General features: G+C 62.7%; 22 protein-coding genes, 3 pseudogenes and 1 riboswitch. Of the genes and pseudogenes, 17 read left to right on the top strand and 8 right to left on the bottom strand.

Annotated features, from left to right (window positions below):
* Positions 1-956, bottom strand: a 956-nt coding sequence (locus V7787_RS25850; RefSeq protein ID WP_336090067.1) for a LysR family transcriptional regulator, incomplete at its 3' end; no start/stop codon positions are given.
* A 268-nt stretch (positions 957-1,224) separates the two neighbouring features.
* Between V7787_RS25850 and V7787_RS25845 the strand changes: the two genes are divergently transcribed.
* The 7 genes from V7787_RS25845 (at position 1,225) to V7787_RS25815 (ending at position 8,732) form a co-directional block, all read left to right on the top strand.
* The gene (locus tag V7787_RS25845) at positions 1,225-2,553 is read left to right on the top strand and encodes a hypothetical protein (RefSeq protein WP_064493221.1); all 1,329 of its coding nucleotides are present in this window, start codon (positions 1,225-1,227) and stop codon (positions 2,551-2,553) included.
* Between the two features lie 32 nt (positions 2,554-2,585).
* Entirely contained in the window at positions 2,586-4,817 is a 2,232-nt protein-coding gene (locus tag V7787_RS25840) for an Ig-like domain-containing protein (protein ID WP_104887695.1), read from the top strand.
* A gap of 15 nt (positions 4,818-4,832) precedes the next feature.
* Positions 4,833-5,306, top strand: coding sequence for a curlin (locus V7787_RS25835; RefSeq protein ID WP_020191832.1), 474 nt, complete (start codon positions 4,833-4,835; stop codon positions 5,304-5,306).
* A gap of 16 nt (positions 5,307-5,322) precedes the next feature.
* The gene (locus tag V7787_RS25830; protein WP_064492975.1) at positions 5,323-6,768 is read left to right on the top strand and encodes a curlin; all 1,446 of its coding nucleotides are present in this window, start codon (positions 5,323-5,325) and stop codon (positions 6,766-6,768) included.
* Between the two features lie 158 nt (positions 6,769-6,926).
* Positions 6,927-7,574, top strand: a complete 648-nt coding sequence (gene alkB / locus V7787_RS25825; protein ID WP_129933626.1) for a DNA oxidative demethylase AlkB — start codon at positions 6,927-6,929, stop codon at positions 7,572-7,574.
* Positions 7,575-7,743: 169 nt separating this feature from the next.
* A complete protein-coding gene (locus tag V7787_RS25820; RefSeq protein ID WP_003253801.1) occupies positions 7,744-8,031 on the top strand; it encodes a hypothetical protein in 288 nt (95 codons plus the stop codon).
* 86 nt (positions 8,032-8,117) lie between these two features.
* The gene (locus V7787_RS25815; RefSeq protein ID WP_064491186.1) at positions 8,118-8,732 is read left to right on the top strand and encodes a Yip1 family protein; all 615 of its coding nucleotides are present in this window, start codon (positions 8,118-8,120) and stop codon (positions 8,730-8,732) included.
* 20 nt (positions 8,733-8,752) lie between these two features.
* On the opposite strand, the gene V7787_RS25810 is transcribed toward V7787_RS25815, so the two are convergent.
* The 4 genes from V7787_RS25810 to V7787_RS25795 form a co-directional block, all read right to left on the bottom strand.
* Positions 8,753-9,013, bottom strand: a complete 261-nt coding sequence (locus tag V7787_RS25810) for a DUF1652 domain-containing protein (protein ID WP_064491187.1) — start codon at positions 9,011-9,013, stop codon at positions 8,753-8,755.
* 259 nt (positions 9,014-9,272) lie between these two features.
* A complete protein-coding gene (locus tag V7787_RS25805) occupies positions 9,273-10,160 on the bottom strand; it encodes a pirin family protein (protein ID WP_064491188.1) in 888 nt (295 codons plus the stop codon).
* Between the two features lie 96 nt (positions 10,161-10,256).
* Positions 10,257-11,129, bottom strand: coding sequence for an alpha/beta fold hydrolase (locus V7787_RS25800; protein ID WP_064491189.1), 873 nt, complete (start codon positions 11,127-11,129; stop codon positions 10,257-10,259).
* A 21-nt stretch (positions 11,130-11,150) separates the two neighbouring features.
* Positions 11,151-11,780 carry a LysE family translocator gene (locus V7787_RS25795; protein WP_012052198.1) on the bottom strand — a complete coding sequence of 210 codons (630 nt, stop codon included), beginning with the start codon at positions 11,778-11,780 and terminating at the stop codon, positions 11,151-11,153.
* A gap of 123 nt (positions 11,781-11,903) precedes the next feature.
* On the opposite strand from V7787_RS25795, the gene V7787_RS25790 reads away from it, so the two are divergent.
* From V7787_RS25790 to V7787_RS25755, 8 genes and pseudogenes are all read left to right on the top strand, one after another.
* A complete protein-coding gene (locus tag V7787_RS25790) occupies positions 11,904-12,383 on the top strand; it encodes a GNAT family N-acetyltransferase (RefSeq protein WP_003253811.1) in 480 nt (159 codons plus the stop codon).
* A 119-nt stretch (positions 12,384-12,502) separates the two neighbouring features.
* A riboswitch (cobalamin riboswitch) is annotated at positions 12,503-12,725 on the top strand.
* 93 nt (positions 12,726-12,818) lie between these two features.
* Entirely contained in the window at positions 12,819-13,007 is a 189-nt protein-coding gene (locus V7787_RS25785) for a CbtB domain-containing protein (protein WP_014590842.1), read from the top strand.
* 9 nt (positions 13,008-13,016) lie between these two features.
* Positions 13,017-13,703: a CbtA family protein gene (locus tag V7787_RS25780; protein WP_064491190.1), complete on the top strand. Its 687-nt coding sequence runs from the start codon at positions 13,017-13,019 to the stop codon at positions 13,701-13,703.
* Positions 13,703-14,089, top strand: coding sequence for a cobalamin biosynthesis protein (locus V7787_RS25775; protein WP_020190465.1), 387 nt, complete (start codon positions 13,703-13,705; stop codon positions 14,087-14,089). Before V7787_RS25780 ends, V7787_RS25775 begins: the two co-directional genes overlap by 1 nt.
* A gap of 34 nt (positions 14,090-14,123) precedes the next feature.
* A complete protein-coding gene (cobM, locus tag V7787_RS25770) occupies positions 14,124-14,876 on the top strand; it encodes a precorrin-4 C(11)-methyltransferase (protein WP_064491191.1) in 753 nt (250 codons plus the stop codon).
* 66 nt (positions 14,877-14,942) lie between these two features.
* Positions 14,943-15,185 carry a DUF1272 domain-containing protein gene (locus V7787_RS25765; RefSeq protein WP_064491192.1) on the top strand — a complete coding sequence of 81 codons (243 nt, stop codon included), beginning with the start codon at positions 14,943-14,945 and terminating at the stop codon, positions 15,183-15,185.
* Between the two features lie 221 nt (positions 15,186-15,406).
* Positions 15,407-16,021 (top strand): response regulator transcription factor, encoded by a 615-nt coding sequence (locus V7787_RS25760; RefSeq protein WP_003253824.1) that lies wholly within the window; start codon positions 15,407-15,409, stop codon positions 16,019-16,021.
* A gap of 13 nt (positions 16,022-16,034) precedes the next feature.
* Positions 16,035-19,315 (top strand): annotated as a pseudogene (locus V7787_RS25755) (transporter substrate-binding domain-containing protein).
* On the opposite strand, the pseudogene V7787_RS53145 reads toward V7787_RS25755, so the two are convergent.
* The 3 genes and pseudogenes from V7787_RS53145 to V7787_RS25745 form a co-directional block, all read right to left on the bottom strand.
* A pseudogene (locus tag V7787_RS53145) lies at positions 19,281-19,712 on the bottom strand (methyl-accepting chemotaxis protein); the annotation flags it as partial. The pseudogenes V7787_RS25755 and V7787_RS53145 sit on opposite strands and share 35 nt — an antisense overlap.
* Before the next feature lie 105 nt (positions 19,713-19,817).
* Positions 19,818-20,495 (bottom strand): annotated as a pseudogene (locus tag V7787_RS53140) (PAS domain-containing protein); the annotation flags it as partial.
* A 508-nt stretch (positions 20,496-21,003) separates the two neighbouring features.
* A complete protein-coding gene (locus V7787_RS25745) occupies positions 21,004-22,023 on the bottom strand; it encodes a LacI family DNA-binding transcriptional regulator (RefSeq protein WP_003253830.1) in 1,020 nt (339 codons plus the stop codon).
* A gap of 206 nt (positions 22,024-22,229) precedes the next feature.
* Between V7787_RS25745 and V7787_RS25740 the strand changes: the two genes are divergently transcribed.
* Positions 22,230-22,769: a gluconokinase gene (locus tag V7787_RS25740; protein ID WP_010954284.1), complete on the top strand. Its 540-nt coding sequence runs from the start codon at positions 22,230-22,232 to the stop codon at positions 22,767-22,769.
* A gap of 111 nt (positions 22,770-22,880) precedes the next feature.
* On the top strand, positions 22,881-24,233 hold the full coding sequence (locus tag V7787_RS25735) for a GntP family permease (protein ID WP_060489439.1): 1,353 nt from the start codon (positions 22,881-22,883) through the stop codon (positions 24,231-24,233).
* Positions 24,234-24,243: the final 10 nt, after the last annotated feature.

The raw sequence follows: 24,243 nt of genomic DNA, 5'->3' as shown, positions 1-24,243 counted from the left end.
CCCCCCCCCCCCCCCCTCCCCCCCCCCCCCCCCCCCCCCCCCCCCCCCCCCGCGACCTGCCAGGCCGGTGCACGCAGCAACAGGTGGTCAAGCAGGCGCCGAGCCGACAGCGAGAGCGTGTGCCGGTCGCGCATGCAGATGACGAATTCGCCAAGCGCCCAGTCGTCAGTCAGCGCAATGACCCGCAGGTCGAACAACGCCGCATAGCGGGATACGGCCTCTTGCGGGAACACCGCCAGGCCAAGGCCGAACTGCACCAGACGGTATGCCGCGTCGAACGACGACACGTACGAACGAAAACGCAGCGCCTTGCCTGACTGTTCAGCGCTTTTACGCATGAAAGCGTTCAATGTGGCAAAGGCCGATAGCCCCAGGTGGTCGTAACCCAGGGTTTCCTCGAAGGCAATCTGGCTGCGGCCGGCCAACGGGTGGTCAGCAGCAACGACCACGGCCAGGTGATCCTGCCGATACGGTACGAAATCCAGGTCACCCACCGCCATGGATTTGCGGCAGATACCGAGGTCTGCAGTGCCCTCGGCCACACCACGAACGACATCGGCGCTGAAGCGCTCTTCGATATCGGCCTGGATGAGTGGGTATTCCAGCATGAACGCTGACAGTTCTTCGGGCAGAAACTCCATGATCGACGATACATTGGCCAGCACCCGCACATGACCACGCGCGCCGTGGGCGTATTCGCTCAGCTCGCTGTCCAGGCGTTCCATGGCGCGGGTCATTTCCCTGGCATGGCGCAGCAGTGCAAGCCCCGCCGGGGTGGGCTCCACGCCGCGCTTGCTACGTTTGAGCAAGGCGGTGCCAAAGCGCGCCTCAATGTCTGAAATACGTTTGCTGACAGCGGACGGCGCCATGAACGCGCGCTCGCCTGCGCGGGCGATGGTGCCTTCTTCGCAGACGACGATGAACAGGTTCAGGGAAAGGTGGTCGAGGGGTTGCATCGCTTGGCTCGGCTTGGGGAAGGGACCGCCGTAGCACTGTAGCAAAAACCGCATTGGCTTCTAAAACCGGGTTTGAATTACCGGCCCCCAATCCCCAACCTTGGGGGAACGCTGCCCACCGCCAGCGGCTGGCATAAAGCCCTACTGAGAATCTGTAGCCCCTGCACCACAAGGCCTGCAAAGCATTTTTCAGGTGTTGGCACAGCTCTTGCCGATCTCCTCCCAGACGCCCCAAGTCCATGGGCCCGTTTGCAGGAGGAATTGACTCATGCACCGACCGATACCCCACCCGCTGGCAGTGGCGATTTTCGCCGGCATTCTCCAGCTTCCCGCGCAGGCCGCCTTGAACGCTGTCGATCCAGGCGCTTACGTCCCAGCCAACGGCGGCTTCCCCGCCTGGTACCAGGACAGCCACGGTCGTACCCTCGACCTGTGCCTGACCAAGGCCGTCAGCTCCCGGGTCGCAGGCGCACCTGGCGCACCCTCATACATGTGCACGCTACTGCCCACACCTGGTGTGTTCGACGATACCCAACCCATCGTCTTCCCCACCAACTTCCCTGACGAAGCGTTCTGGTTCACTGCCGACGCTGCCATCGTCGACGCTGCGCGTGGCATCGACCTCAGCTATGGCACGGCGATCGAAGCGGCATTCGCCGCCGAGGAACCTGTCGAGGGTGACCAGGTCAGCTTCGCCCGGGTCCGTATTCGGGTCGACGTTCCCACCGCGGGCACCTACGTGGTCACCCACCCCTATGGTGTTGAAGTGTTCGATGTGCCCGTTGCAGGGCGCCGGGCGATCAACATGACCCGCGACATCGGCATCGCCGGCGCAGGCGACTTCACCGGCGCACTCAAGGGCGATGTCGGGCCGTTCCTGCGCAGTGTCAACGGCCCCTACACCGAAGGCAACGAGCGCTTCATCGGTGACCCGAACCTGGAAGAACGGGTAACAGGCAGCCCATTCAACACCAACTACGTACGCATCGAAGGCCCTGGTGGCATCGACCTGCGCACCGAGCTGTTCGCTGTCTCGGGCAAACTTTCCGAAGTGGCCTTGCCAACCCCGCTGATGCCACAACGCAGCACTTACTCACGCCATACCGAGAACGGCGACCTGATCGCCCAGCAAGACATCTTCGTGTTGGCCCCGCCGCCACCGGCAAGCGTCACCCTGACCAGCCAGACCCCCAACCTGAGCCTCACCGAGGCCAACGGCACCGGCGCCTGGTACGCCCAGTCAGCCCTCAACCCGGCGGCCGGAACCATCGTCACACTGTCCGCTGACAACAGCGTGGCAATCCCGACCAGCAGCCTGACCACCAGCAACGTTCCCCTGACCGACCTGGTCACCATCACGCAGGCGCAGTACCGCCTGTCCACTGGCGAGCTGACCCTGGTGGCCAGCACCAGTGACGAAACAACACCTCCAGTACTTACCGCACATACCGGCAACGGCACGCTGATCGGCAACCTGGGCGGTACCGGCGCCGTGAAGACGTTGAGCATGACCCTCTCGCCCATTCCGCCGGCCAAGGTGCAGGTCACCAGCGCCAACGGTGGTAGCGACTCCGAAGACGTGGTGCTGGTGCCATGAACAGACAAAGGCTCAGCCTTCAAGGAGGCAGCATGAACACTTGGTCGCGCCGTGCGCTGTTGGCCGCCGGTTTCTCTCTTACCGTTACCAGCGCCGCGTTCGCCGCGCTGTCTGATGTCGATCCGGGGCCCTACACCTTCGCCACAGGTGGCTATCCGATGTGGTACAAGGACAGCCTCGACCAATCCCTGGAGCTGTGCCAGTCGCGTGCCACCAGCACCCGTGCGCCAGGCGCACCCGGGGCGCCCGCCTACATGTGCACCTTGTTGCCCGAGCCCGGGGTCTATGACGATGCCCTGCCGCTGGTATTTCCAGATAACTGGCCACCCGAGATGTTCTGGTTCCTGGCCGAAACCTCGATACCACAAGTGGGTAACAGCGGATATGAACTGGAGGTCTACGTTGCCGGTATAGAGGCAGCCTTCGCTGCTGAAAACCCGGTAGACGGTGATCAGCAAAGTTTCGCCCGCATCCGTATTCGCGCATCGGTCCCACGCACCGGTACCTACACCATCACGCACCCTTACGGGGTGGAGACGGTCAACGTCACCACGGCAGGTCGTCGCGCGATCAACATCACCCGGGACATCGGTATCGGCGCTCCGGGCAACTTCCAGGGGGCGCTGGCGGGGGCGATCGGCCCTTGGCTGAAGGGGGTTGGCGGGCCATATACAGAGGTCAACCCTGACACGGGCACCACTGAAACCTTCATCGGCGACCCCAATATCACCGAAGCGGTCACGGGTAGCCCCTTCAATACCAACTTCGTGCGCATCGAAGGGCCCGCGGGCGCCATTCAGACCAACACTTTCACCGTGTCTGGCAAGGTGCTGGACCAGCGAGCACAAACCCCGGTCACCCTGGAGCGCGCCACCTATTCGCGCAACGGCAGCGGCACCCGCGTGGAAGTGTTCGCCAAGGCCCCGAGTGAGGCCAGCCTGTGCATGCGCAATGGCCTGGCACTGATCGGCACGCCGCCTTCGCCTTGTCAGTTCACCCTGACTTCGGACAACAACGGGTTGTTCTTCAGCCAGCAGTTCAACCAGTCGGTGCCGCCAGCGGTGGTGGTTGTCACCGCCAGCAACGCAGTCGGCGGCACCCAGCCGACTGCGCTCTCGAGCAAGCTCAGCGACGTGGTCAAAGTCAGCACCGCACGCTATGACTGGGCCAACAAACGTCTGTTGATCGAGGCCAGCTCCAGCGACGAAGTAACGGTCCCCGACCTGCTCGCCCAAGGCTACGGCCGCATGTCGAAATCGGGCACGCTGCAAAGCATCACGGTCAACGATTTGGCTCAACCGCCCGCCACCGTTACGGTCAAGTCTGCCCATGGCGGTAGTGATGTGGAGCCGGTGATCGTGGTCGGCAGCGCCCCGGTCGAGGCCGCCAACCAGCCACCGCTGGCCCAGGCCGATGTCGGCAGCACCAGTGTCGGTGTACCGATCACACTCAACCTGCTGCTGAACGACAGCGACCCGGATGGCGACGTGCCGCTGACCATCAGCGACCTGACCCAACCCGGGACCGGCCTTGGCGGCGTCGTGCTGAACGGCACCACCTCGGTTACCTACACACCGCCGACCGGGGCCACACAACCGCTGGTAGCCAACTTCAGCTACCGGGCGGTGGATGCCAAGGGCCTGAAGTCGGAACCGGCCACGGTCACCATCAACGTCGCACCTAACCAGGCACCGACTGCCAACCCGGAAACCGTTGCCACCTTGGGCGTGCCATTGACCATCAACGTGCTGGCCAACGACACCGATCCAGAAGGCAACGTACCGCTGAGTGTGGCCAACATCACCCAGCCGGCCGCCGGCCGTGGCACGGTCAGCACCGACGGCACAACCGTGACCTATACCCCACCGGCCACTGTAACCACAGCCTTCACCACCACCTTCACCTACCAGGCACGTGACTCGCTGGGGGGGCTGTCCACCCCAAGTACGGTCACCGTCAACGTGTCGCCTCGGCCTGCCGCAGAAACCTTCGCCGTCACGACAGCCACGGTCACGGCGCGCTCCAACAACCGTTACAACTGGGACATCAGTGGCACCTCGTCGGTGACCACCGGCAATACCGTAACCGTGCGGGTAACCACTACCACGGGCGTCCAGACCTTGGGGACGGCCACGGTAGCGCTGACCGGCCGCTGGCGCCTGGTGGTAAGCAATAGCACCACGATCATCCCGACTGCGGCACCGACGGCGACGATCACCACCAGCCAAGGCACCACGCGCACTGTCAACGTAGTCGTGCAGTAAAAGCCGGAGGCTTCGATGAAACGGCTGTACTCCCTGTTGCTCTGCCTGGCCCTGGCGGGCCAGGCCTGCTGGGCAGAGGACCTGATGGACAATGCCGACCTTGCACCCGGCAACGACCTCGGTGAACCAGTGATCATCCGCCTGCTGCCGGCCGGTGCCGGCCAGGCTGCGGTGATCGAGCAGCAAGGGTCAGGCAACCGCGCCGCCCTCGACCAGAACGGTCAGGCCCTGCTGGGCCGTATCGTCCAGTCCGGCGGTGCCCAGGAAGCGTACATCTTGCAGGAAGGCAGTGACCTGATGGCCATCATCAGCCAACAGGGAAATGGCAACAGCGCGTCGATTCGCCAGAGCGGCAGCAGCAACAACGCCGCCATCGAGCAGATCGGCAACGACAACAGCGCCAGCATCGTGCAGTCCGGCTCAGGGCTCAACAGCTCCGTGACCCAGGCTGGCAATGGCCAGCATGTTCAGATCACCCAATACCGATAGACCTGGAGGCACCACCATGTACAAGCTCGCTCCGTTAAGTGCCGCTATCGTCCTGGCCCTCGCAGGTCAGGCCATGGCTGCTGACAGCACCTCGTCCCAGACCCAGGACGGCAAGGAAAACATCGCCGAAGTCTCTCAGACCCAGGCATCCTTCGCCTCGGCCACCCAGAACCAGACTGGCAAGGGCCACAACCACCTCGCCGTGCAGGCCGAAAGCACCAGCGATATCCAGCAGAGCGCCACCGGCCAGTACAACGCCGGCTACGCTGAGCAACTGTTCGAGAACGGCAGCCAGATCACCCAGCAAGCCGGAGGCAGCTACAACGATGCCTTCGCCAGCCAGTCGCTTGGGTCGAACAACGAATCGCTGCAAACCCAACAAGGCGTCGGCAATAAATCCACCGTGTGGCAGGACAGCCAGGAAGGCAGCAAAGCCACCAGCGGGCAATCCGGCCAGCGCAACGAGGCTTTCATCGAACAGACCTTCGGTGGCAGCAACAATCGCAGCACCGTCAACCAGACCGGCCAGGACAACTACGCCACCGCCGAGCACCTGAACCATATCGATGGCGATATCCAGGTCTATCAGGATGGCCACGACAACTGGGCCTATGGCGACCAGCGTGAAGGCACTGGCGGCACCATTGCCATTGGCCAGTACGGGGGCGGCAACTCCGTGGAAGTGTGGCAGGACACACAGATCGGCAGCCAGGCCTCCGTGGTCCAGACCGGCCAGTCGAACGAAGGCTATATCGACCAGAGCTTCGGCGTCAGCAACAAGGTCAGCCTGTCGCAGCAAGGCAATGCCAACGCCAGTTGGTCGGACCAGTTCGAGACCAACAACTCGACCACCACCATTACCCAGACCGGCAACAACAACCTGCATTTCACCTATCAGAACGGTGAAAACCTCAACCTGACCATCAACACCCAAGGCAATGGCAACAGCATCACCGCCAGTAACTGGAAAGGCGCCAAGATGGGTGGCCAGTTCGGCACCAACCAGAACGCCACCATCAACCAGGCTGGCAATGGCAACGGCGTCAATCTGACCCAGAAGGGCGCTGACCAGCTGGCCACGCTGACCCAGACGGGTAAAGGCAACCAGATGTCGACCAAGCAGGATGATGTCAGCAACGAGCTGTACTTCGAACAGAACGGCACTGACAACATTCTGATCGCCGACCAGCGTGGGACCGACAACTATGCCTACGGCAGCAGCCAGGGCACCGGCAACACCATCACGCTCGACCAGTCCGGCTATAGCAACCAGAGCTACACCAACCAACTCTACGGAAGCGGAAACGAAGCCACCATCAAACAGACTGACAGCATCAACGTCGCCTACGTGACCCAGGGAGGCCAAAGCAACAAGGCGTTCGTCGACCAGAGTGGTGTCGCCCAATCCGCCACCATCACCCAGCTGGGCAGCGCGAACCTGGCCACTGTGACCCAGCAGTAAACCGCTCCCCCTTGAACCGCGGTGCTCCTCTCCCTGGTGCCGCGGTTCCTTTTTCTGTCATCCCGTCCTCTGCCATCGTTCGATCCGGCCGGCGTGTGCAATCCCCTGACGTGTAGCTGTCGGGTACAATGGCAAACCGCTCGAAGATGTGCAGCCACATGATCCAGTCCGACCTCGACCTGTTCGGCCCCCAGCCGCAACGCCTGGCCAGCCACACCGTGCTGCTGCCCGGCTTCGCCCTGGCCGAAACCGAGGCGCTGCTCGATGCCCTGCGTCCGGTGCTGCGTGCTGCGCCGTTCCGGCACATGTACACCCCAGGAGGCCTGCGCATGGCAGTGGCCCTGACCAACTGCGGTACGCTGGGGTGGGTGAGTGATCAACATGGCTACCGATACAGCCCCAGCGACCCAGTCAGTGGCCAGCCCTGGCCCGCCCTGCCCCCGGTTCTGCTCGCCTTGGCCTCCCGCGCCGCAGCCATGGCCGGGTTTGACGGTTTTGTGCCGGATGCCTGCCTGGTCAACCATTACCTGCCGGGCACGCGCCTGAGCCTGCACCAGGACCGCGACGAGCAGGATTTCGGCCAGCCGATCGTGTCGGTGTCGCTGGGCTTACCGGCAGTGTTCCTGTTCGGCGGCCTGCAGCGTGCCGACAAGGCTCAGCGCATCGCGCTGAGCCACGGCGATGTGCTGGTGTGGGGTGGCGAAGACCGCTTGCGCTTTCACGGCGTGCTACCGATCAAGCCCGGTGTGCATCCGCGCCTGGGCGAACGGCGGATCAACCTGACCTTGCGCAAGGCGGGTGCCTGAACAGGGGCCGTCATCTGCCAGCCAGCGCAAAACAAGATGAACGCACATGAAACACATTGAACATCTTGGCCAGGCAAGCTTCGAATGATAAGCCGCCTTTCTTTTGTCTGGAGCCTGCCATGCCCAACCCGTCTGGTTCTTCGAGCCGTTATAACGGAGCCATGTACTGATGAAGATGCCTGGCCGCGCCCCCAATGCTTCGCTGCAACTCGATTACGTACGCGACACCCTGTTCGGCCCGGTGGCGCAACGAGTGGAATGCCAATGCCAGCTCGCCGCCCTCAACCTGCAAGGTCGCCCAGGGCTGCGCCTGCACGTTTGCCCCCCACTGCCTGACAAGATCGACCGGGCTCACAGTGTGGCCTTCGTCTGGGATGGGCGGAGTTATCACGGCGTGGTTCGCGAGAAGGGAAAATGCGGGGATGGTGGCCTGAACCTGCTGCTGGAACTGCAATAAGCCGATCAACGGCGGCCATCCAGGCTGAACTGGCTGAGAGCCGCGTGTCTCCATAGCAAAAGGGCTCTTGCCTACCGGAGAACGCTATGAACAGTCCGTTATTCAAGCTCTTCACCCACCCCGCCGACGCCTGGTTGGACATTCGCCGAGCCGAGGAAGACAACCCACAGCAATACCTGCCACGCCTGCTAGCCTTGGCGCTGATACCCGCCGTGTGCCTCTTCGTTGGCACTACCACCTTCGGCTGGAGCTTGGCGGCCGAGGAGCGGGTACGCCTTAGCATAGGCAGCGCCGCCCAATTGGCCGGCCTGCTGTATACCACCACTGTGATAGGTGTGATGCTGATGGGAGTGATGATCCGCTGGATGTCACGAGGGTTCAATACACAGCCCAGCCTGAACCAGTGTATCGGCTTTGCCGCCTATTGCGCCACGCCGTGGTTCTTTGCCGGAGTGGTTGGTCTGATGCCAATTCGTTGGCTCGCCTTTACCGCGCTAATGGCTGCCTCTGTGTATGCCAGCGTGTTGCTATATGGCGGGTTGCAGACTTTCATGCGGCTGAAGAAAGAGCAGGCGTTATTGTTTGCAACGTGCGTTTGGGGGGTAGGGTTGCTGCTGCTGGTGACCATCCTGGTGGCAATGATCCTGTTCTGGTTCAACGGCATGATGCCGGAATACGTACGCCCGGCCAGCCTGGGCTGACCGGGGCACGACAGGCGCGTTCAGGCAATCGCCTTGAGTGGCGCCGGGTGGCTGTCACGCAACGCATGCAGCTGCTCCACCAGGTTGACCAGGTCACGACAACTGTTGAGGTCTTGCAGGGCGACCCCGCTGAGGGTCACGCCTTGGTCGAGATCCTGGCCCTGGCCCAGGCGGATGGTCAAGTGCGCGCCATCCGGGCAACTCACTTCACAGCGGTCTGGCAAGCAGGCCTGCTCGATCAGTTGCCGCATCTCTAGCATAGAAACGCCTATCAACGACATGGTACGACCCTCTCTGTGGGATGGCCTGTTGTATGGAAGTACGCCTTTGTCGGGCGGGGCGCCAATTGATATTGCGCATGCTCGGCCAGCTGACCATGCTCCCCGGCAATGAGCATGCGGGGAATCCTCTAGCACCTTAGTGGAAGATTCCCCGCGGCGGCCGAGTGTTCGAATGCATTAGCAGACTTAACGACGAGTGGTCTCGGTCAACTAGGCGTTGGCCAGGCTCCAGCCGGGAAAGGCCAACCAATTAACAGCATCAGTGTGCGGCGCCTCCCCTCTCGTCCTGCATCTGCCCAAACCGCCCGGCATGGAAATCATCGAACGACTCGGCAATCTCCGCCTGGCTGTTCATCACGAACGGGCCGTAGCCAACGATCGGCTCGTGGATCGGCTCACCGCTGAGCAGCAGCACACTTGCGCCGGCCAGCGCCTCGACGGTTGCATCTACACCCTCCCGGTCGAGCAGCACCAGGCTGGACGGGCCTGCCTCGCGCTCGCCGTTGATTCGGACGTTACCGCGCAACACCACCAGCGCCGCATTGCGACCGGCAGCAACCGGCAACTGCAAGGCCGCGCCGGCGTTGAGCCGCAAATCCCACACGTCCATCGCGGTGAAGGTTCGAGCCGGACCCTGGTGGCCGTGGTAGTCACCGGCAATCACCCGCAAGCTCCCGGCATCACCGTCGAGCGCTACCACCGGAATGTCGCCGGCCAGCAGCGTCTGGTAGCCGGCCGCTGCACGTTTGTCCCGCGCCGGCAGGTTCACCCACAGCTGGACCATTTCCAGCGTGCCGCCACTGCGTGCAAAGTCGGGGGAATGAAACTCCTCATGAATGATGCCGTTGGCCGCCGTCATCCACTGCACGTCACCTGGACCGATCAAGCCGCCAGCACCGGTGGAATCACGGTGCTCCAGTTCACCTTGGTAGACAATGGTCACGGTCTCGAAGCCGCGATGCGGATGCTGGCCTACGCCGCGTCGTGCTCGGGTCGGGGTGAAATCATGCGGACCGGCGTAGTCCAGCAGCAGGAACGGGCTGATCCGGCTGGCCAGGTTGTCGTAGGTGAACAGGCTGCGCACCGGGAAACCATCACCCACCCAATGGGCGTGGGGGCTGCGGTGAATACCCAGAATCGTTTTCATGAGAAGGCTCCTCTCTTGGCTGAGATAACCTTATCAATGATGCCAATCACGCGGTAGCTGGCTAAAATGGCATGCATCGTCCCACGTGCGGAACAGTCAACCTTGCAAGAAATCGAGCACCTGCTCGGCCGCCATGGCCGGGTCTTCCTGCATGAAACAGTGCCCACCGGGAACTTGCCGTGCGGTCACATTGCGGTTCAGCAGCGCCAGGCGATTCACCGAGTGTGGCACGAAGGGATAGGTGTCTTCGCCATACAACACCCGTGTCGGTGTCGTGATTGCGGCCAGACTGGCCCACATGCGTTTAGGGAATGAGCTGAAGATCTCCACTTCACGGCTGGGCCGGCACTTGAGCACCACGGCCTCGCCACAATCACCGATGGCATGCTCGACATAGGCCTGCAGTGCCGCATGGGTCCAGCCTTTGAAGATGCCGCGCCCTTCCAGCGAGGCCAACGCCGACTCGCGATCGGGCCAGTGGCTGCGGCGGCTGGCGGCCTTGCGGGCAAGGGCATGACGCTGATGCAGGCCGACCAGGGCTGCCGCCCCCATCACACCGATCATGCGTCGGCTGAACAGTACCGGGTCGAGCAGCACGGCACGTGCGAACAGTTGCGGCTCACTGCCCAGAATCAGCCCCGTGAGCACGCCACCAAAGCTGTGCCCTGCGGCAAACCGCTGTACGTCGCCATACTCGCCACGTCCGCCCTGAAAGGCCTCCACCGCCAGGGCAGCGGTGCGGTTCCAGCCGCGAAACACCCCACCATGATCACTGTCCCCATGCCCCTGAACGTCGCAGAGCCACAGGTCGAAATGCTCGCCCAGGCGCATCAGCAACGGTTGGTAGGCCAGGCAACAGAAGCCGTTGCCATGCAGAAAGTGCAGCAGTGGTTTGCCACTGGCCGGAGTTCGCCAGCCACGCAGGGTGAAACCTTCGGCGCATTCGTGGGACCAGGGAATCAACTGCATCGGCTTACTGTACTCTCGGGGTCAGGAAAACGCTGATTCTACAAATAGCAGCGGGTACAGGGAAATCACCAGCAACAGGGCCATCACGACATTGAACAGCATCAGCCAGCGCGAATTCTGCAACAGGTTGCGCAGGGCGCTGCCGAACATCACCCATACCCCCACGCTGGGCAAGTTGACCAAAGCGAACAAGGCCGCAATGACGATCACGTTGGTTACATAGCCTTGCGCTGGCGTGTAGGTGGTAATCGCCCCTACCGCCATCACCCAAGCCTTGGGGTTGACCCACTGGAACGCCGCCGCACCCCAGAAGCCCAGCGGTTTGCGGGCACTGGACGCGGCCGTGCCGACCGGCCCGGAAGTGGCGATCTTCCAGGCCAGGTACAGCAGATAGGCGGCGCCAGCGTAGCGCAGCACCGTGTACAGGGGTGGCCAGGCCTTGAATACCTCACCCAGCCCCAGGCCGACGGCCAGCACCATCATCATGAAACCAAAACTGATACCCAAGGCATGAGGGACCGAGCGGCGCACGCCGAAGTTCACCCCCGAGGCCAGCAACATGGTGTTGTTGGGGCCCGGGGTGATGGAAGACACAAAGGCAAACAGCACAAAGGCGGTCAGCAGGTCGGCAGAGGCAAGCATGGCGGGCATTCCACTTTCTTTATTGGTGCTGTCACACTAACGGAGCGCCACTCCCAGCAACCGATACAGTTCGATTAAATTACGCAGATACACATCACTGTACCGACAATCCGGATCAAGGAAGCCGTCACCATGAGCCTCACCATTCGCCCTGCCGTTCGTACCGATGCCGAGCAGATCCTCACCTTCATCACCGAACTGGCCGAGTACGAACGCGCGCGCCACGAGGTGGTCGCCACCCTTGCCGACATCGAGCACAGCCTGTTCGACGAAGGCAGCACTGTGCACACCCTGATGTGCGAGCGTGATGGCCGTGCAATTGGCTTTGCCGTGTACTTCTACAGCTACTCGACCTGGCTCGGGCGCAATGGCATCTATCTGGAAGACCTGTACGTAACCCCCGAGCAACGCGGCGATGGCGCCGGTCGGCAGTTGTTGCAGCACATTGCCCGCGAAGCGCTGGCGAACAACTGCGGGCGTCTGGAATGGAGTGTGCTGGACTGGAACGAACCAGCGATCGGCTTCTACCAGAAACTGGGGGCCGAGGCGCAGGATGAGTGGGTGCGCTACCGGCTGGATGGCGACAAGCTGGCGGCATTCGCCCGCGGGTGATCGCCCGGTTTCTGCACTTCTGCCTGCTGGAAGAAGACTGCAGGCCTGAGCCTGTCGTACCTGCTGTTCGACAGCCTCGCACGCTGTATGACATTGACGCCAAGCCCGCCCCATGCTCTCCTTATGCCTCGCGTTCAGGTGCCCCTCAGGGGGTGAAACGGGAAACCGGTGCGTCCCAGGCCCTTCAGCAGGGCCGGACAATGCCGGTGCTGCCCCCGCAACGGTAAGCGAGTGAAGCGTCTGTACCACTGTGCCTCGTAGTACGGCATGGGAAGGTGACGCGTTCCAGGAGCCCAGCTCTTCCTCGCAAGCCCGGAGACCGGCCTGGCGTTCATGAACACCCCGCGGTGGGCGGGCGCTGTTGCATTCCCTTGGGCGACCACGTCCGGGGCTGCCGCGCTCGCCCATTGCCCACAAAAAGCAGAGGATCGCGTCATGCCCGTCACCAGCGCCAAACAACACAGCCTTGCTACCCCCGTTACGCTCAGCCAGCGTGTAACCATCGCCGTCGGTGCCAGCTTGCTGGGTCTGTGCCTGGTCTACTTTGCCGGGTTCTCGCACATCGAGGCCGTGCACAATGCCGCCCACGACACCCGCCACAGCGCCGCCTTCCCCTGCCACTGAGTACGCCTGATGATCACGCGCATTGCCCGTACTGCGGGCTTCAGCGGGCTCCTTGCAGCCCTGTTGCTGACCTTGCTGCAAAGCTTCTGGGTGGCTCCGCTGATTCTGGAGGCGGAAACCTACGAGTCCTCGGCCCCGGCCGCACACCACGAACACGGTGGCGAAGTTACCGCTCATGAACACAGCGCCGAAGCCTGGTCGCCGGAAGACGGCTGGCAGCGCGTGCTGTCCACCACAGGCGGTAACCTGGTGGTTGCGGTCGGCTTCGCCCTGATCCTCGCCGCCCTGTACAGCCTTCGCGAGCCCAAACGCGCCGCCACCGGCGCATTGTGGGGGTTGGCTGGCTTCGCCGTGTTCTGCCTGGCCCCAACCCTGGGCTTGCCACCAGAACTGCCGGGTACGGCGGCCGCCGACCTGGGGCAACGCCAAACCTGGTGGGTCGGTACAGCCAGTGCCACAGCGCTGGGCCTGGCCTTGCTGGTGTTCGCCCGCCACTGGCTGCTGAAGGCGCTGGGCGCCGTGCTGCTGGTCATTCCCCATGTAATCGGTGCACCGCAACCCGAGGTGCACGAAAGCCTGGCCCCTGAAGCATTGGAAACCCAGTTCAAAGTCGCCTCCTGGCTGACCAACGCCGCCTTCTGGCTGGCCTTGGGCCTGCTCAGCGCCTGGTTGTTCCGCCGTTCCAGCCAGGCTTGATGCCTGCCTTCTATGCCGGTTTTGGCTGCCGCCGGGGTTGCCCGGCGGATACCTTGCAACGCTTGCTGTGCCAGGCCCTGGACAAACAGGGCCTGGCATTGGCTGACCTGCGCGGTATCGCAAGCATCAGCCTGAAGGCCGACGAGCCCGGGTTGTTGCAACTGGCAGAGCACCTCGGTTTGCCGTTGGTGCTGTACCATGGCGCGCAACTGCAACCCTATGAACCACTGCTCAGCCACCGTTCCGCCGTTGCCCACCGGCACAGTGGCTGCTGGGGCGTAGCCGAGAGCGCGGCACTGGCCCTGGCCAGCCAGCGGCAGGGTACGGCCAGGCTGCTGCTGACGCGCCAGGTACTGGGCCCGGCGACACTCGCCCTGGCCTGCTGAGCGTTTAGCCCCCTCTTTCTTGCCAGGACTTTGCATGACCATCTACTTTATCGGTGCCGGCCCCGGCGACCCGGAGCTGATCACGGTCAAGGGCCAACGGCTGATTCGCCAGTGCCCGGTGATCATTTATGCCGGTTCACTGGTACCCGCCGCCGTGCTCGAAGGCCACCAGGCCGAAACCGTGATCAACAGCGCCGAACTGCACCTGGAACAGATCATCGCTGCCATGCGCAGCGCACACGAAAATGGTCAGGATGTGGCCCGGGTGCACAGCGGCGACCCCAGCCTGTACGGAGCCATCGGTGAGCAGATTCGCCACCTGCAAGCGCTGGGCATCAATTACCAGATCATCCCCGGCGTTACCGCCACGGCAGCGAGCGCCGCCCTGCTCGGCTGCGAGCTGACCTTGCCTCAAGTGGCGCAGACGGTGATCCTTACTCGCTACGGCGACAGCTCGCCCATGCCGCCGGGTGAACAGTTGGGCGACCTGGCGCGCCATGGCAGCACCCTGGCAATTCATCTGGGGGTCAAGCACCTGTCACGCATTGTCGATGAGTTGATGCCGCACTACGGCGCGAACTGCCCGGTTGCGGTGGTGCATCGGGCCACCTGGCCAGACCAGGATTGGGTGCGCGGCAACCTCGGCGATATCGTCGAACGCGTAGCGGCCAAGGATTTCCGGCGCACGGCGCTGATCCTGGTAGGCCACGTCCTGGGGGATACACCGTTCGCCGAATCGGCCTTGTACCGTGCCGGGCATGCCCACCTGTACCGCCCTGGCGACTGAACATTGCCAGCCTTGCCTCGGGCGTAGCAGACTCCGGGTTCCCGCCTGCGAACAGGAGTCATGCCCATGCTGGAACTACGCCCCAACTGCGAGTGCTGTGATGCCGACCTGCCGGGTGACAGCCCCGACGTTATGATCTGCTCCTTCGAATGCACGTTCTGCCGTGCCTGTGCCGAAACTCGCTTCCAAGGCCGCTGCCCGAATTGTACCGGGCAGTTGGTAGCCCGCCCGACGCGGGTCGGTCAGGCATTGGCCAACAACCCTGCCTCCACGCTGCGGATACACAAACCGCACGCCGCCTGCGTCTGAACAACTGCAAAGCACCGGCATCACCGCTGTTTCAGGGTGATGTCTTTCCTGTTTCTTGTAGGACTTTTCAACAATAAGCACTGGGGATTTCAACACTTCTATACTCGGCATTACCAAACCTCGGGAATGGTCGTATCGTGCAGCGCTTCCGATAACCCCACTTGCAGACGTATTCCTGAGTGTTCCAGGAAGCGGACCACATCCCTACAGGAGTTTTCCTCATGACAACCGTGCTGATCGTCGACGACCACCCTATTGTCCGGCTGTCGTTGCGCCTACTGCTCGAGCGCGAGCGCTTCCATGTCATCGGCGAGGTCGGCAATGGCAGTGAAGTGGCTCAGGTAGCCCGCGAACTGCGCCCGGACGTAGTCATTCTCGACATCGGCCTGCCTGGCCTGGACGGCATGGAAGTCATCAAGCGATTGCAGAGCCTGGAGCCGGTACCGAAGATCATGGTGCTGACCGGCCAGGCCACCGATCTGTATGTGCGTCGCTGCCTGGATGCCGGAATAGGCGCCTTCGTCACCAAGGAAGAGGACCACGAGGCCCTGCTGTTCGCCCTCAAGGCCCTGACCAAGGGTTATTCGACCTTTCCGCAAATGTCGGTCAACAGCAACTCGCTGGAGAGCGAGCCAGTGCGCCTGGCCAGTCTCTCCAACCGAGAAATGGAAGTGCTGCGGCGCCTTGCGCGCGGCGAGAACAACAAGAACATCGGCACTTGCATGAACCTCAGCGCCAAGACCATCAGCACCTACCGGGGCCGTATCATGGAAAAGCTCAAGACCGAGTCGCTGGTGGAAATGGTCGACCTGGCCAAGCGCAACAGCGTCTATTGAGCGCTCGGCTGCCATGAAACAGTTGCTGGCGAGCGTCCTTCTGGCTATCGGTCTGGCCAACTCCCCGGAACTGCAGGCCAGCAGTGAACCACGCCATCTGCTGGCGCGCTCGATCAGTGCCGCTGCCCCACTGACGTTATCCGGCGATGATCGCCACTGGCTGAAACAACGCGAACGCCTGGTAATGGGCAGTGCGCGCCCCGATTACCCCCCGTTCGAAATCAACGTCAGCCAGCATGACTATGAGGGACTGAGCGCAGACTACGCCGGCATCATCGGCGAACAGCTGGATATCCCCATTGAAGTACGTCGTTTTGACAGCCGTCACGAGGCCATCACCGCCCTGCGTGATGGCCGTATCGACTTGTTGGGTAGCTCCAACGCCTTCGAGGCGGCGGACGCCCAGCTAAGCCTCAGCACCCCCTATGCCGACGACCTGCCAGTGATCGTCACCCGTGAAGGGCGCAGCTTGAAAAGTACGCCCGAGCTCGCCGGCCTGCGCCTGGCGATGGTCGATCACTACCTGCCGGCCGTCAGCGTTCGCACACTGTACCCCAAGGCGCAACTGAGCCTGTACCGCTCGACCCTGGCCGGGCTCGCTGCCGTGGCGCTGGGCGAGGCAGACGCCTATCTGGGCGATGCCATCAGCACTGACTACATGATCGGCAAAAGTTTTCAGGGCACGTTGAAAATCGACCATTTCTCTCAGTTGGCCCCAGAGGCTTTTGCCTTCGCCATCGCCAGCGACAACCCGCGCCTGCATCGGCTGGTGGACAAGGCGCTGTCACGCATAAGCGAAAGTGAACGCCTGAACATTCTGCGCCGCTGGAGCAGTGGTAACACCAGCCTGCTGCTGCAGCGCCACCTCACCGCCTTGAGCGAAGAAGAAGAATCCTGGATAACCGCCCACCCCACTATCAGCGTACTGGTCAATACCTCGCTGGCACCGTTGACGTTCAACGATGCCCAGCACCGCCCTAGCGGTATCACCCTGGACCTGCTCAAGCAGATCTCGCTGCGCACGGGGCTGCAGTTCACACCCGTCGAGAGTGCTTCATCGCAGGCCATGATCGACCGCCTGGTGCGGGGCGAGGCACAGATGATCGGGGCGCTGGGCTATGGTGCCGACCGCTTGAAGCAACTGCGCTACACCCGCCCCTACCTGGTCAGCCCGCGCGTGCTTGTTACCCGCAACGACGGTGAATCACCTGCACAGGCCAAGGCCCTGGATGGCAAGCGCATCGCCTTGGTGCGCGGCTCACCGCAGCAGGCCGTTTTGCAACAGCGGTACCCGCAGGCCGAGATAGTCGAAGTTGACAACCCACTGGGCCAGATGGAGGCCGTGGCCAACGGTGTTGCCGACGCTGCCCTGAGCAGCCATATCAATGCTGCCTATTACATCAGCCATGTGTTCAAGGACCGTTTGCGCATCGCCAACATGCTCGACGACGCCCCGGCCATTGCCGCCTTTGCCGTAGCCGCCGACCAGCCCCAATTGCAGGCCATTCTCGACAAGGCGCTGCTAAGCATTCCACCTGAAGAACTGGACCAGTTGATCAACCGCTGGCGCACCAGCACTCTGGTGAGCGACAGCCCCTGGCGCGACTACCGCACCCTGGCTTTGCAGGTGCTGGTGCTGTCGGCCCTGCTGCTGGCCGGGGTGGTGTTCTGGAACAGTTACCTGCGCAAGCTGATCAACCAGCGCACCGAGGCACAGCACGCGCTTCAGGCACAGCTCGCGCTGAGCGCGGGCTGCTGGAACAGTTACGCCAGGCCAAGGACGATGCCGAACAGGCCAGCCAGACCAAAAGCACCTTCCTGGCCACCATGAGCCATGAGATCCGCACCCCGATGAACGCCGTGATCGGTCTGCTGGAACTGGCCCTGGAAGATAGCCGCAGCGGCCGCAGCGACGCCCAGACCTTGCAGACCGCCCATGATTCGGCCATTGGCCTGCTTGAGCTGATTGGCGATATTCTCGACATTTCCCGCATCGAATCCGGGCACATCAGCCTGCAGCCAGTACCCACCAATCTGGTCGAACTGGTGCGCGCCACACTGCGGGTGTTCGAAGGCAATGCCCGGGCCAAAGGGTTGCATCTACACGGCGAGCTGCCTGCAGAGCCGGTATGGGTGCTGGCTGATCCACTGCGACTCAAGCAAATTCTGTCCAACCTGATCAGCAACGCCATCAAGTTCACCGACCGTGGTGAAGTGCAGGCATGCCTGCTGCTGCCCAAAGTTGCCGGCCACGGCATTCTGGCTATCGAGCTGAATGTGCGCGACACCGGCATCGGCATCAGCCCCGCCGACCAGGCCAGGCTGTTCAGTGCCTTCGTTCAGGTCGATGGCCCGAGGGCACGTCAAGGGGCAGGCCTGGGGTTGGTCATCAGCCGTACCCTAGCCGAACTGATGGGCGGCGCCCTGAGCCTTCAGAGCGTCGAGGGTGTTGGCACCCGGGTACAAGTCAGCCTGCGGTTACCTGTCTGCGAAGCACCGGCACAAGCGGACCCGCAACTCACCACACATGAAAGTAACAGCGGCCCGCTCAATATCTTGGTGGTCGACGACTACCCGGCCAACCTGCTTTTGCTGGAACGGCAACTGCAAACCCTGGGGCACCATGTGACACTGGCGGAGAATGGCAAGATCGCCCTTGCACGCTGGCAGGAAGCGCGCTTCGACCTAGTGATCACCGATTGCAGCATGCCGGTCATGGACGGACATGAGCTCACCCGGCGCATTCGCAGCCTGGAGGGCGAGCGCGGCCTGCCAGCAGGCCGTATTCTTGGCGTGACCGCCAATGCCCAGGCCGAGGAGCGTACTCGCTGCCTGGCCAGCGGCATGGACGAATGCCTGTTCAAGCCGATTGGTCTGCGCACGCTCAAGACCCACCTGCCCCAGGTGCGCCCTCAGCAGCTGTCGCCGGAGCCTTTCCATAGTGGGTTCGACCTGGCCGAACTGCGTCACCTGACCCAGGACGACGAACAGTTGACGCGGCATTTGCTGGAGCAATTGTCGATAAGCGTCGGTGAAGACCTGGCCGCCCTGCGTGCCTTGGCAACAGACGCCCCTGATGAAACCGTGCGCGCCCTTGCCCACCGCATCAAGGGTGGCGCCAAAATGATCAGGGTGCGCACTGTGGTCAAAGACTGTGAAGCTATCGAACACGCCCACGCAAAAGGGCTGCCGACCGTCGAACAACGCGCGCAACTGCAACTCAGCCTGCAGGCACTGCTTGACGAGATGCGCGAGGCGCTCAATGCAATTGCAGCGTCGAGGTTATCTGGCTGATGGCATCCACGACGTGCCGTGAGCCTTGCTGGATTTCCATGATCACCGTCCCCGCCTCATTGGCCAGCGCCACGCCGTGACCGGTGCGGTTGAGGCTCGATTGCATGCTGGCCACTGCCAATAGCGACAGGTCGTGGTTCTGCCGCACCACATCGACGATTTCCAGGGTGGCCTTGCTGGTTCGCGCGGCCAGGTTGCGCACCTCATCGGCCACCACGGCAAAGCCGCGCCCGTGCTCGCCGGCACGCGCTGCCTCGATGGCTGCATTAAGGGCCAACAGGTTGGTCTGGTCGGCGATGCTCCGAATGGTCAGCACAATCTGCCCGATCACATCCGACTGCCTGTTTACCGCGTCGATGCTGCGCGCAGCGTCGTTAAGCTCCTGGGAAATCTGCTCGATTACCTGCACCGCCTGCTGCACCACTTCGGTACCCTTGCGCGCGCAGGCATCGGTCTGCACCGAGCTGGCATGGGCGGCATGGGCGGCGCTTTGCTGGGTGCAGACCTGATGGGTGATGTCGCTGGCAAACTTGACCACTTTGCACAGGCGGCCCTTGCTGTCGAAGATCGGGTTGTAGGAGGCCTCCAGAAAAACGGTCTGGCCTTGCTTGTTGACGCGCTCGAAGCGGTGCGAGTGGTATTCGCCACGGTTCAGCGAAGCCCAGAACTCTCGGTACTGGGCCGATTCGCGTTCATGCGCCAGGCAGAACAGGCCGTGGTGGCGGCCAACCACTTCATCGAGGCGGTAGCCCATGGTGTCGAGAAAATTCTGGTTGGCCTTGATCACCCGGCCTTGCGGGGTGAACTCGATCACCGCCATGGAGCGGCTGATGGCCTTGAGCAGGCTTTCGCTCTCGTGCTCCAGCACTACCCGCTGGGTGATGTCCGACGCCACCTTGATTACGCTGGTGACTTGCCGGTGCTGGTCCAGCACGGGCATGTAGCTGGCTTCCAGCCAGACCTCGCGCCCCGCCTTGTCGATACGCTCGAACGTACCGCTGATAGCCTTGCCCTGCCCCAACTCGCGCCACAGTTGCTGGTACTCGGCGCTTTTTGCATAGTCCGGCTCACAGAACAGCCGGTGGTGCTTGCCACGCAGCTCGTCGGCGCTGTAGCCCATGGCCTGGCAGAAGCGCTCGTTGGCGTCGAGAATAGTACCGTCAGGGGCGAACTCGATCATCGCCATGGAACGGCCGATAGCGGCCAGTTTGGCTTGTGCATCGGCCAACGCCTGGCGGGTGCGCTGGATTTCTGCCAAATCAGACTTGCGATGGAAATCGAACATGACGCGGGGCTCCCTATGCGCGGTTTTCTGAGCATAGATCGCCGTTGGCAAGTCGTGGCATCTACAGCGCCTGTCTTGAACCAGCGCGCCCCCCGTAGGAGCGGGTTCACCCGCGAACACCGGCACAGCCGGTGCCATGCCCCGCATCGCCTGCTTCGCGGGTAAACCCGCTCCTACACCTACGGCGCATGTCTTGAGCCAGGCTGATTTCCTTGCAATCACTCGCCTGGCACAAAATCCAGCCGTTAGCGCGCGCGCCCTCCGTAGGAGCGGGTTCACCCGCGAACACCGGCGCAGCCGGTGCCATGCCCCCGTCGCCCGCTTCGCAGGTAAACCCGCTACACAATCGTTTCGGGCCAATCATTCCTGTGGGAGTCGCGCGAGAAGGCCTTGGCGGGCACTCTCAGGTGCTCTCGCGCACCATCAGCTCAAAGCCCAGATCCTGCTGCGCATTCGTCACCCGCTTGCCATCCAGCAACGCCAGCAGCGCCTGTGCCGCGCCCCGCCCCACCGCGGCCCGTGGTGTGCGAATGGAGGTCAGCCGCGGCACCATATGCGCCGACGCAGGCAAATCGTTGAAACCGACCATCGCCACCTGGCGTGGCACCTCCACCCCTTGACGCAAGGCCTGCAGCACCGCGCCCTGAGCCAGGTCGTCGTTACAGAAGAAGATACCGTCGACATCCGGCGCCTGCTGCATCAGCTGACTGAACAGCACACTGCCCAGGGCAATCGACGATGGCTCCGGGGCCAACACCTCCAGCTCGGCAGCCTGCAAACCGGCCTCTGCCAACGCCTGACGGAAACCCTCGGCACGCTGCATCACCCTCGGGTCCAGCTGCGCGGCAATGAATGCAAGGCGCTTGCGCCCGCGCTCGATCAGGTGCCGTGCAGCAGCACGCCCGGCCTGATGCTGCGAGAAGCCGACCGACAAAGCCCCTGGCTCGCCATTGAGTTCCATCATGTGCACACACGGCACGCCGCTGGCAGCCAGCATCTGCCGGGCAGCATCGCTACGCTCGAAGCCGGTCAGCAAAATGCCGCAGGGCTGATAGGCCAGGTAATTGCGGATCAGGTTCTCTTCTTCGGCAAGGTCGTAGTGATAGTTGCCGATCAGCACCTCTAGCCCACGAGGGCGCATGACCTCGTGAATGGCCTCCAGGGTGTCGATGAACAGTTGGTTGGACAACGACGGGATCAACACCACTACCGACTGGCTGCGTGCCGAGGCCAGCGCCCGGGCGGCCGGGTTGGCCACATAGCCTAGGTTCGCTGCTGCGGCGATGACCTTTTCCACCAGGTCAGGCGCAACGGTGCTGACCCCACGCAAGGCGCGCGAAGCGGTAATCGGGGAAACCCCGGAAAGCCTGGCAACTTCGGCCAGGGTGGGACGACCTGTAGTTCGGGAGCCGGTGCGGGACATGAATGTTGTAATTTTACTACTTGCAAGGAGAGGGAACGGCCACTAAGGTAGCGCTGTCTCAGGATGCAGGCAATGTAATCTTTGGTAGCAGCCACCACGCGCTCGCCACCAGGCGTCCATACTGCGTAAGGACAAGACCAATAACACCGGGGAGGTGGCTGTTCGTCATCGGCGAGACAGCGCTATCTCACCCGCAGGAGGTACTGATGAATTCTCCCCTGTCCGCCATTGTGGTGATGGGCGTGGCCGGTTGTGGCAAAAGCTGCATCGGCGCCGCCATTGCTGCCAGAAGCGGCGGCCGCCTGATCGAAGGCGACGCTTTCCACCCTGCCGAAAACATCCGCAAGATGAGCGCTGGCATCCCGCTGGACGACAGCGACCGTGCCGGCTGGCTGGTCCGCCTTGGTGAAGAGTTGCAAGCCACCACCCAGGCCGGTGAACGCCCGATCCTGACCTGCTCGGCACTCAAGCGCCGCTACCGCGACACCCTGCGCGATGCCATGCCTGGGCTGGTGTTCGTGTTCCTCGAACTGTCGCCTGCCGAGGCCGAAAAACGCGTGCTGGCTCGCCCAGGGCACTTCATGCCGGCCAGCCTCATCGACAGCCAGTTCGCGGCCCTGGAATCGCCACGCGGCGAGCCATTGACGCTTGCACTGGACGCCACCCAACCGATCGAAGCACTGGCCGAAGCGGTGGACCACTGGTTAAAGCACTGCGGTGAGCCGGGCCTGGCGCAAACCGCCTGACCTCGGCGGCTTTTCCGCCTCACCAAAGACAGCGCTACCCCACCCCGTAAACGCGGCAAAGACTCCAAAAAGCTACGCCCAAAACAACGATAAGACCGAGGCCTTCAAACCATGTTCGGACTGGCTACTGATACCTTCCTGCTGCTCGACGCGCTGGTTACCATCGTCGGGCTGATCCTGCTGATCACCCACTTCAAGGTTCACCCCTTCGTCGCCCTCACCCTCGCGGCCGGCTTCCTGGGCCTGACTTCCGGCATGCCGGTGGCCAAGGTCATGAAATCGTTCCAGGACGGTTTTGGCGGCGTACTCGGCTTCGTCGGTATCGTGCTCGCCCTGGGCACCATGCTCGGCAAGCTGATGGCCGACTCCGGTGGTGCCGACCAGATCGCGCAAACCCTTATCCGCGCCTTCGGCAAGAAGAACGTGCATTGGGCGATGATGTTCGCCGCCTTCCTGGTGGGCATCCCGCTGTTCTTCGAAATCGGCTTTGTGTTGCTGATTCCCCTGGTGTTCATCGTCGCCCGGCGCTCGGGCGTATCGTTGGTGAAAATCGGCATTCCGCTGCTGGCCGGCCTGTCGGTGGTGCACGGGCTGGTGCCACCACACCCGGGCCCCTTGCTGGCGATCGGCATTTTCCACGCTGACATTGGCAAGACCATCTTCTACGGCCTGATCGTCGCACTGCCCACCGCGATCATCGCCGGCCCTCTGTTCGGTAACTTCATTTCCCGCTACATCCCGGGCAACCCGTCCCAGGAGCTGATGGACCAGATCGCCAAGGACTCCGATCAGGGCAACCTGCCAAGCTTCAGCATCACCCTGATCACCGTACTGCTGCCGGTCGCGTTGATGCTGCTTAAAACGTTCGCCGACGTGGTGCTGCCTGCCGAGCACATCGTGCGCCAGTGGATGGACCTGATCGGTCACCCGATCACCGCCCTGCTCGCCGCCCTGTTACTGGCCTTCTACACCTTCGGTTCGGCCCGCGGCTTCAACCGCCAGCAGATCATGAAGATGCTCGACCAGAGCCTGGCACCGACTGCCGCCATCGTGCTGATCGTCGGCGCTGGCGGTGGCTTCAAGCAAATGCTGGTGGATACCGGCGTAGGCAACGTGATCGGGCAGATGGCTGTGCAGGCAGAAATTTCGCCGATCATGCTGGCATGGCTGGTGGCGGCGGTGATCCGCATCGCGACCGGCTCCGCCACGGTCGCCACCATCACCGGCGCGGGTATCGTGGCACCGGTGATCGACCTGGTGCCGGGGGTGAACCGTGAGCTGTTGGTACTGGCCACCGGTGCCGGCTCGCTGATCCTGTCGCATGTGAACGATGCCGGTTTCTGGCTGGTGAAGCAGTACTTCAACATGACCGTGGCAGAAACCTTCAAGACCTGGAGCATGATGGAGACGATCCTGTCCATCGTCGGCATCATTTTCATCATGTTGTTGTCGCTGGTGGTGTGACCGTTGATCG

This window comes from Pseudomonas sp. CGJS7 (assembly GCF_036961695.1).
The sequence above is the reverse complement of the archived record's forward strand: the minus strand, read 5'-3'. Positions and strand labels throughout refer to the sequence as shown.

Excerpts from the sequence above, each read along its gene's own strand:
- V7787_RS25845 (WP_064493221.1), top strand. The coding sequence starts at position 1,225 with ATGCACCGACCGATACCCCACCCGCTGGCAGTGGCGATTTTCGCCGGC.
- V7787_RS25840 (WP_104887695.1), top strand. The coding sequence starts at position 2,586 with ATGAACACTTGGTCGCGCCGTGCGCTGTTGGCCGCCGGTTTCTCTCTT.
- V7787_RS25835 (WP_020191832.1), top strand. The coding sequence starts at position 4,833 with ATGAAACGGCTGTACTCCCTGTTGCTCTGCCTGGCCCTGGCGGGCCAG.
- V7787_RS25830 (WP_064492975.1), top strand. The coding sequence starts at position 5,323 with ATGTACAAGCTCGCTCCGTTAAGTGCCGCTATCGTCCTGGCCCTCGCA.
- alkB (WP_129933626.1), top strand. The coding sequence starts at position 6,927 with ATGATCCAGTCCGACCTCGACCTGTTCGGCCCCCAGCCGCAACGCCTG.
- V7787_RS25820 (WP_003253801.1), top strand. The coding sequence starts at position 7,744 with ATGAAGATGCCTGGCCGCGCCCCCAATGCTTCGCTGCAACTCGATTAC.
- V7787_RS25815 (WP_064491186.1), top strand. The coding sequence starts at position 8,118 with ATGAACAGTCCGTTATTCAAGCTCTTCACCCACCCCGCCGACGCCTGG.
- V7787_RS25810 (WP_064491187.1), bottom strand. The coding sequence starts at position 9,013 with ATGTCGTTGATAGGCGTTTCTATGCTAGAGATGCGGCAACTGATCGAG.
- V7787_RS25805 (WP_064491188.1), bottom strand. The coding sequence starts at position 10,160 with ATGAAAACGATTCTGGGTATTCACCGCAGCCCCCACGCCCATTGGGTG.
- V7787_RS25800 (WP_064491189.1), bottom strand. The coding sequence starts at position 11,129 with ATGCAGTTGATTCCCTGGTCCCACGAATGCGCCGAAGGTTTCACCCTG.
- V7787_RS25795 (WP_012052198.1), bottom strand. The coding sequence starts at position 11,780 with ATGCCCGCCATGCTTGCCTCTGCCGACCTGCTGACCGCCTTTGTGCTG.
- V7787_RS25790 (WP_003253811.1), top strand. The coding sequence starts at position 11,904 with ATGAGCCTCACCATTCGCCCTGCCGTTCGTACCGATGCCGAGCAGATC.
- V7787_RS25785 (WP_014590842.1), top strand. The coding sequence starts at position 12,819 with ATGCCCGTCACCAGCGCCAAACAACACAGCCTTGCTACCCCCGTTACG.
- V7787_RS25780 (WP_064491190.1), top strand. The coding sequence starts at position 13,017 with ATGATCACGCGCATTGCCCGTACTGCGGGCTTCAGCGGGCTCCTTGCA.
- V7787_RS25775 (WP_020190465.1), top strand. The coding sequence starts at position 13,703 with ATGCCTGCCTTCTATGCCGGTTTTGGCTGCCGCCGGGGTTGCCCGGCG.
- cobM (WP_064491191.1), top strand. The coding sequence starts at position 14,124 with ATGACCATCTACTTTATCGGTGCCGGCCCCGGCGACCCGGAGCTGATC.
- V7787_RS25765 (WP_064491192.1), top strand. The coding sequence starts at position 14,943 with ATGCTGGAACTACGCCCCAACTGCGAGTGCTGTGATGCCGACCTGCCG.
- V7787_RS25760 (WP_003253824.1), top strand. The coding sequence starts at position 15,407 with ATGACAACCGTGCTGATCGTCGACGACCACCCTATTGTCCGGCTGTCG.
- V7787_RS25745 (WP_003253830.1), bottom strand. The coding sequence starts at position 22,023 with ATGTCCCGCACCGGCTCCCGAACTACAGGTCGTCCCACCCTGGCCGAA.
- V7787_RS25740 (WP_010954284.1), top strand. The coding sequence starts at position 22,230 with ATGAATTCTCCCCTGTCCGCCATTGTGGTGATGGGCGTGGCCGGTTGT.
- V7787_RS25735 (WP_060489439.1), top strand. The coding sequence starts at position 22,881 with ATGTTCGGACTGGCTACTGATACCTTCCTGCTGCTCGACGCGCTGGTT.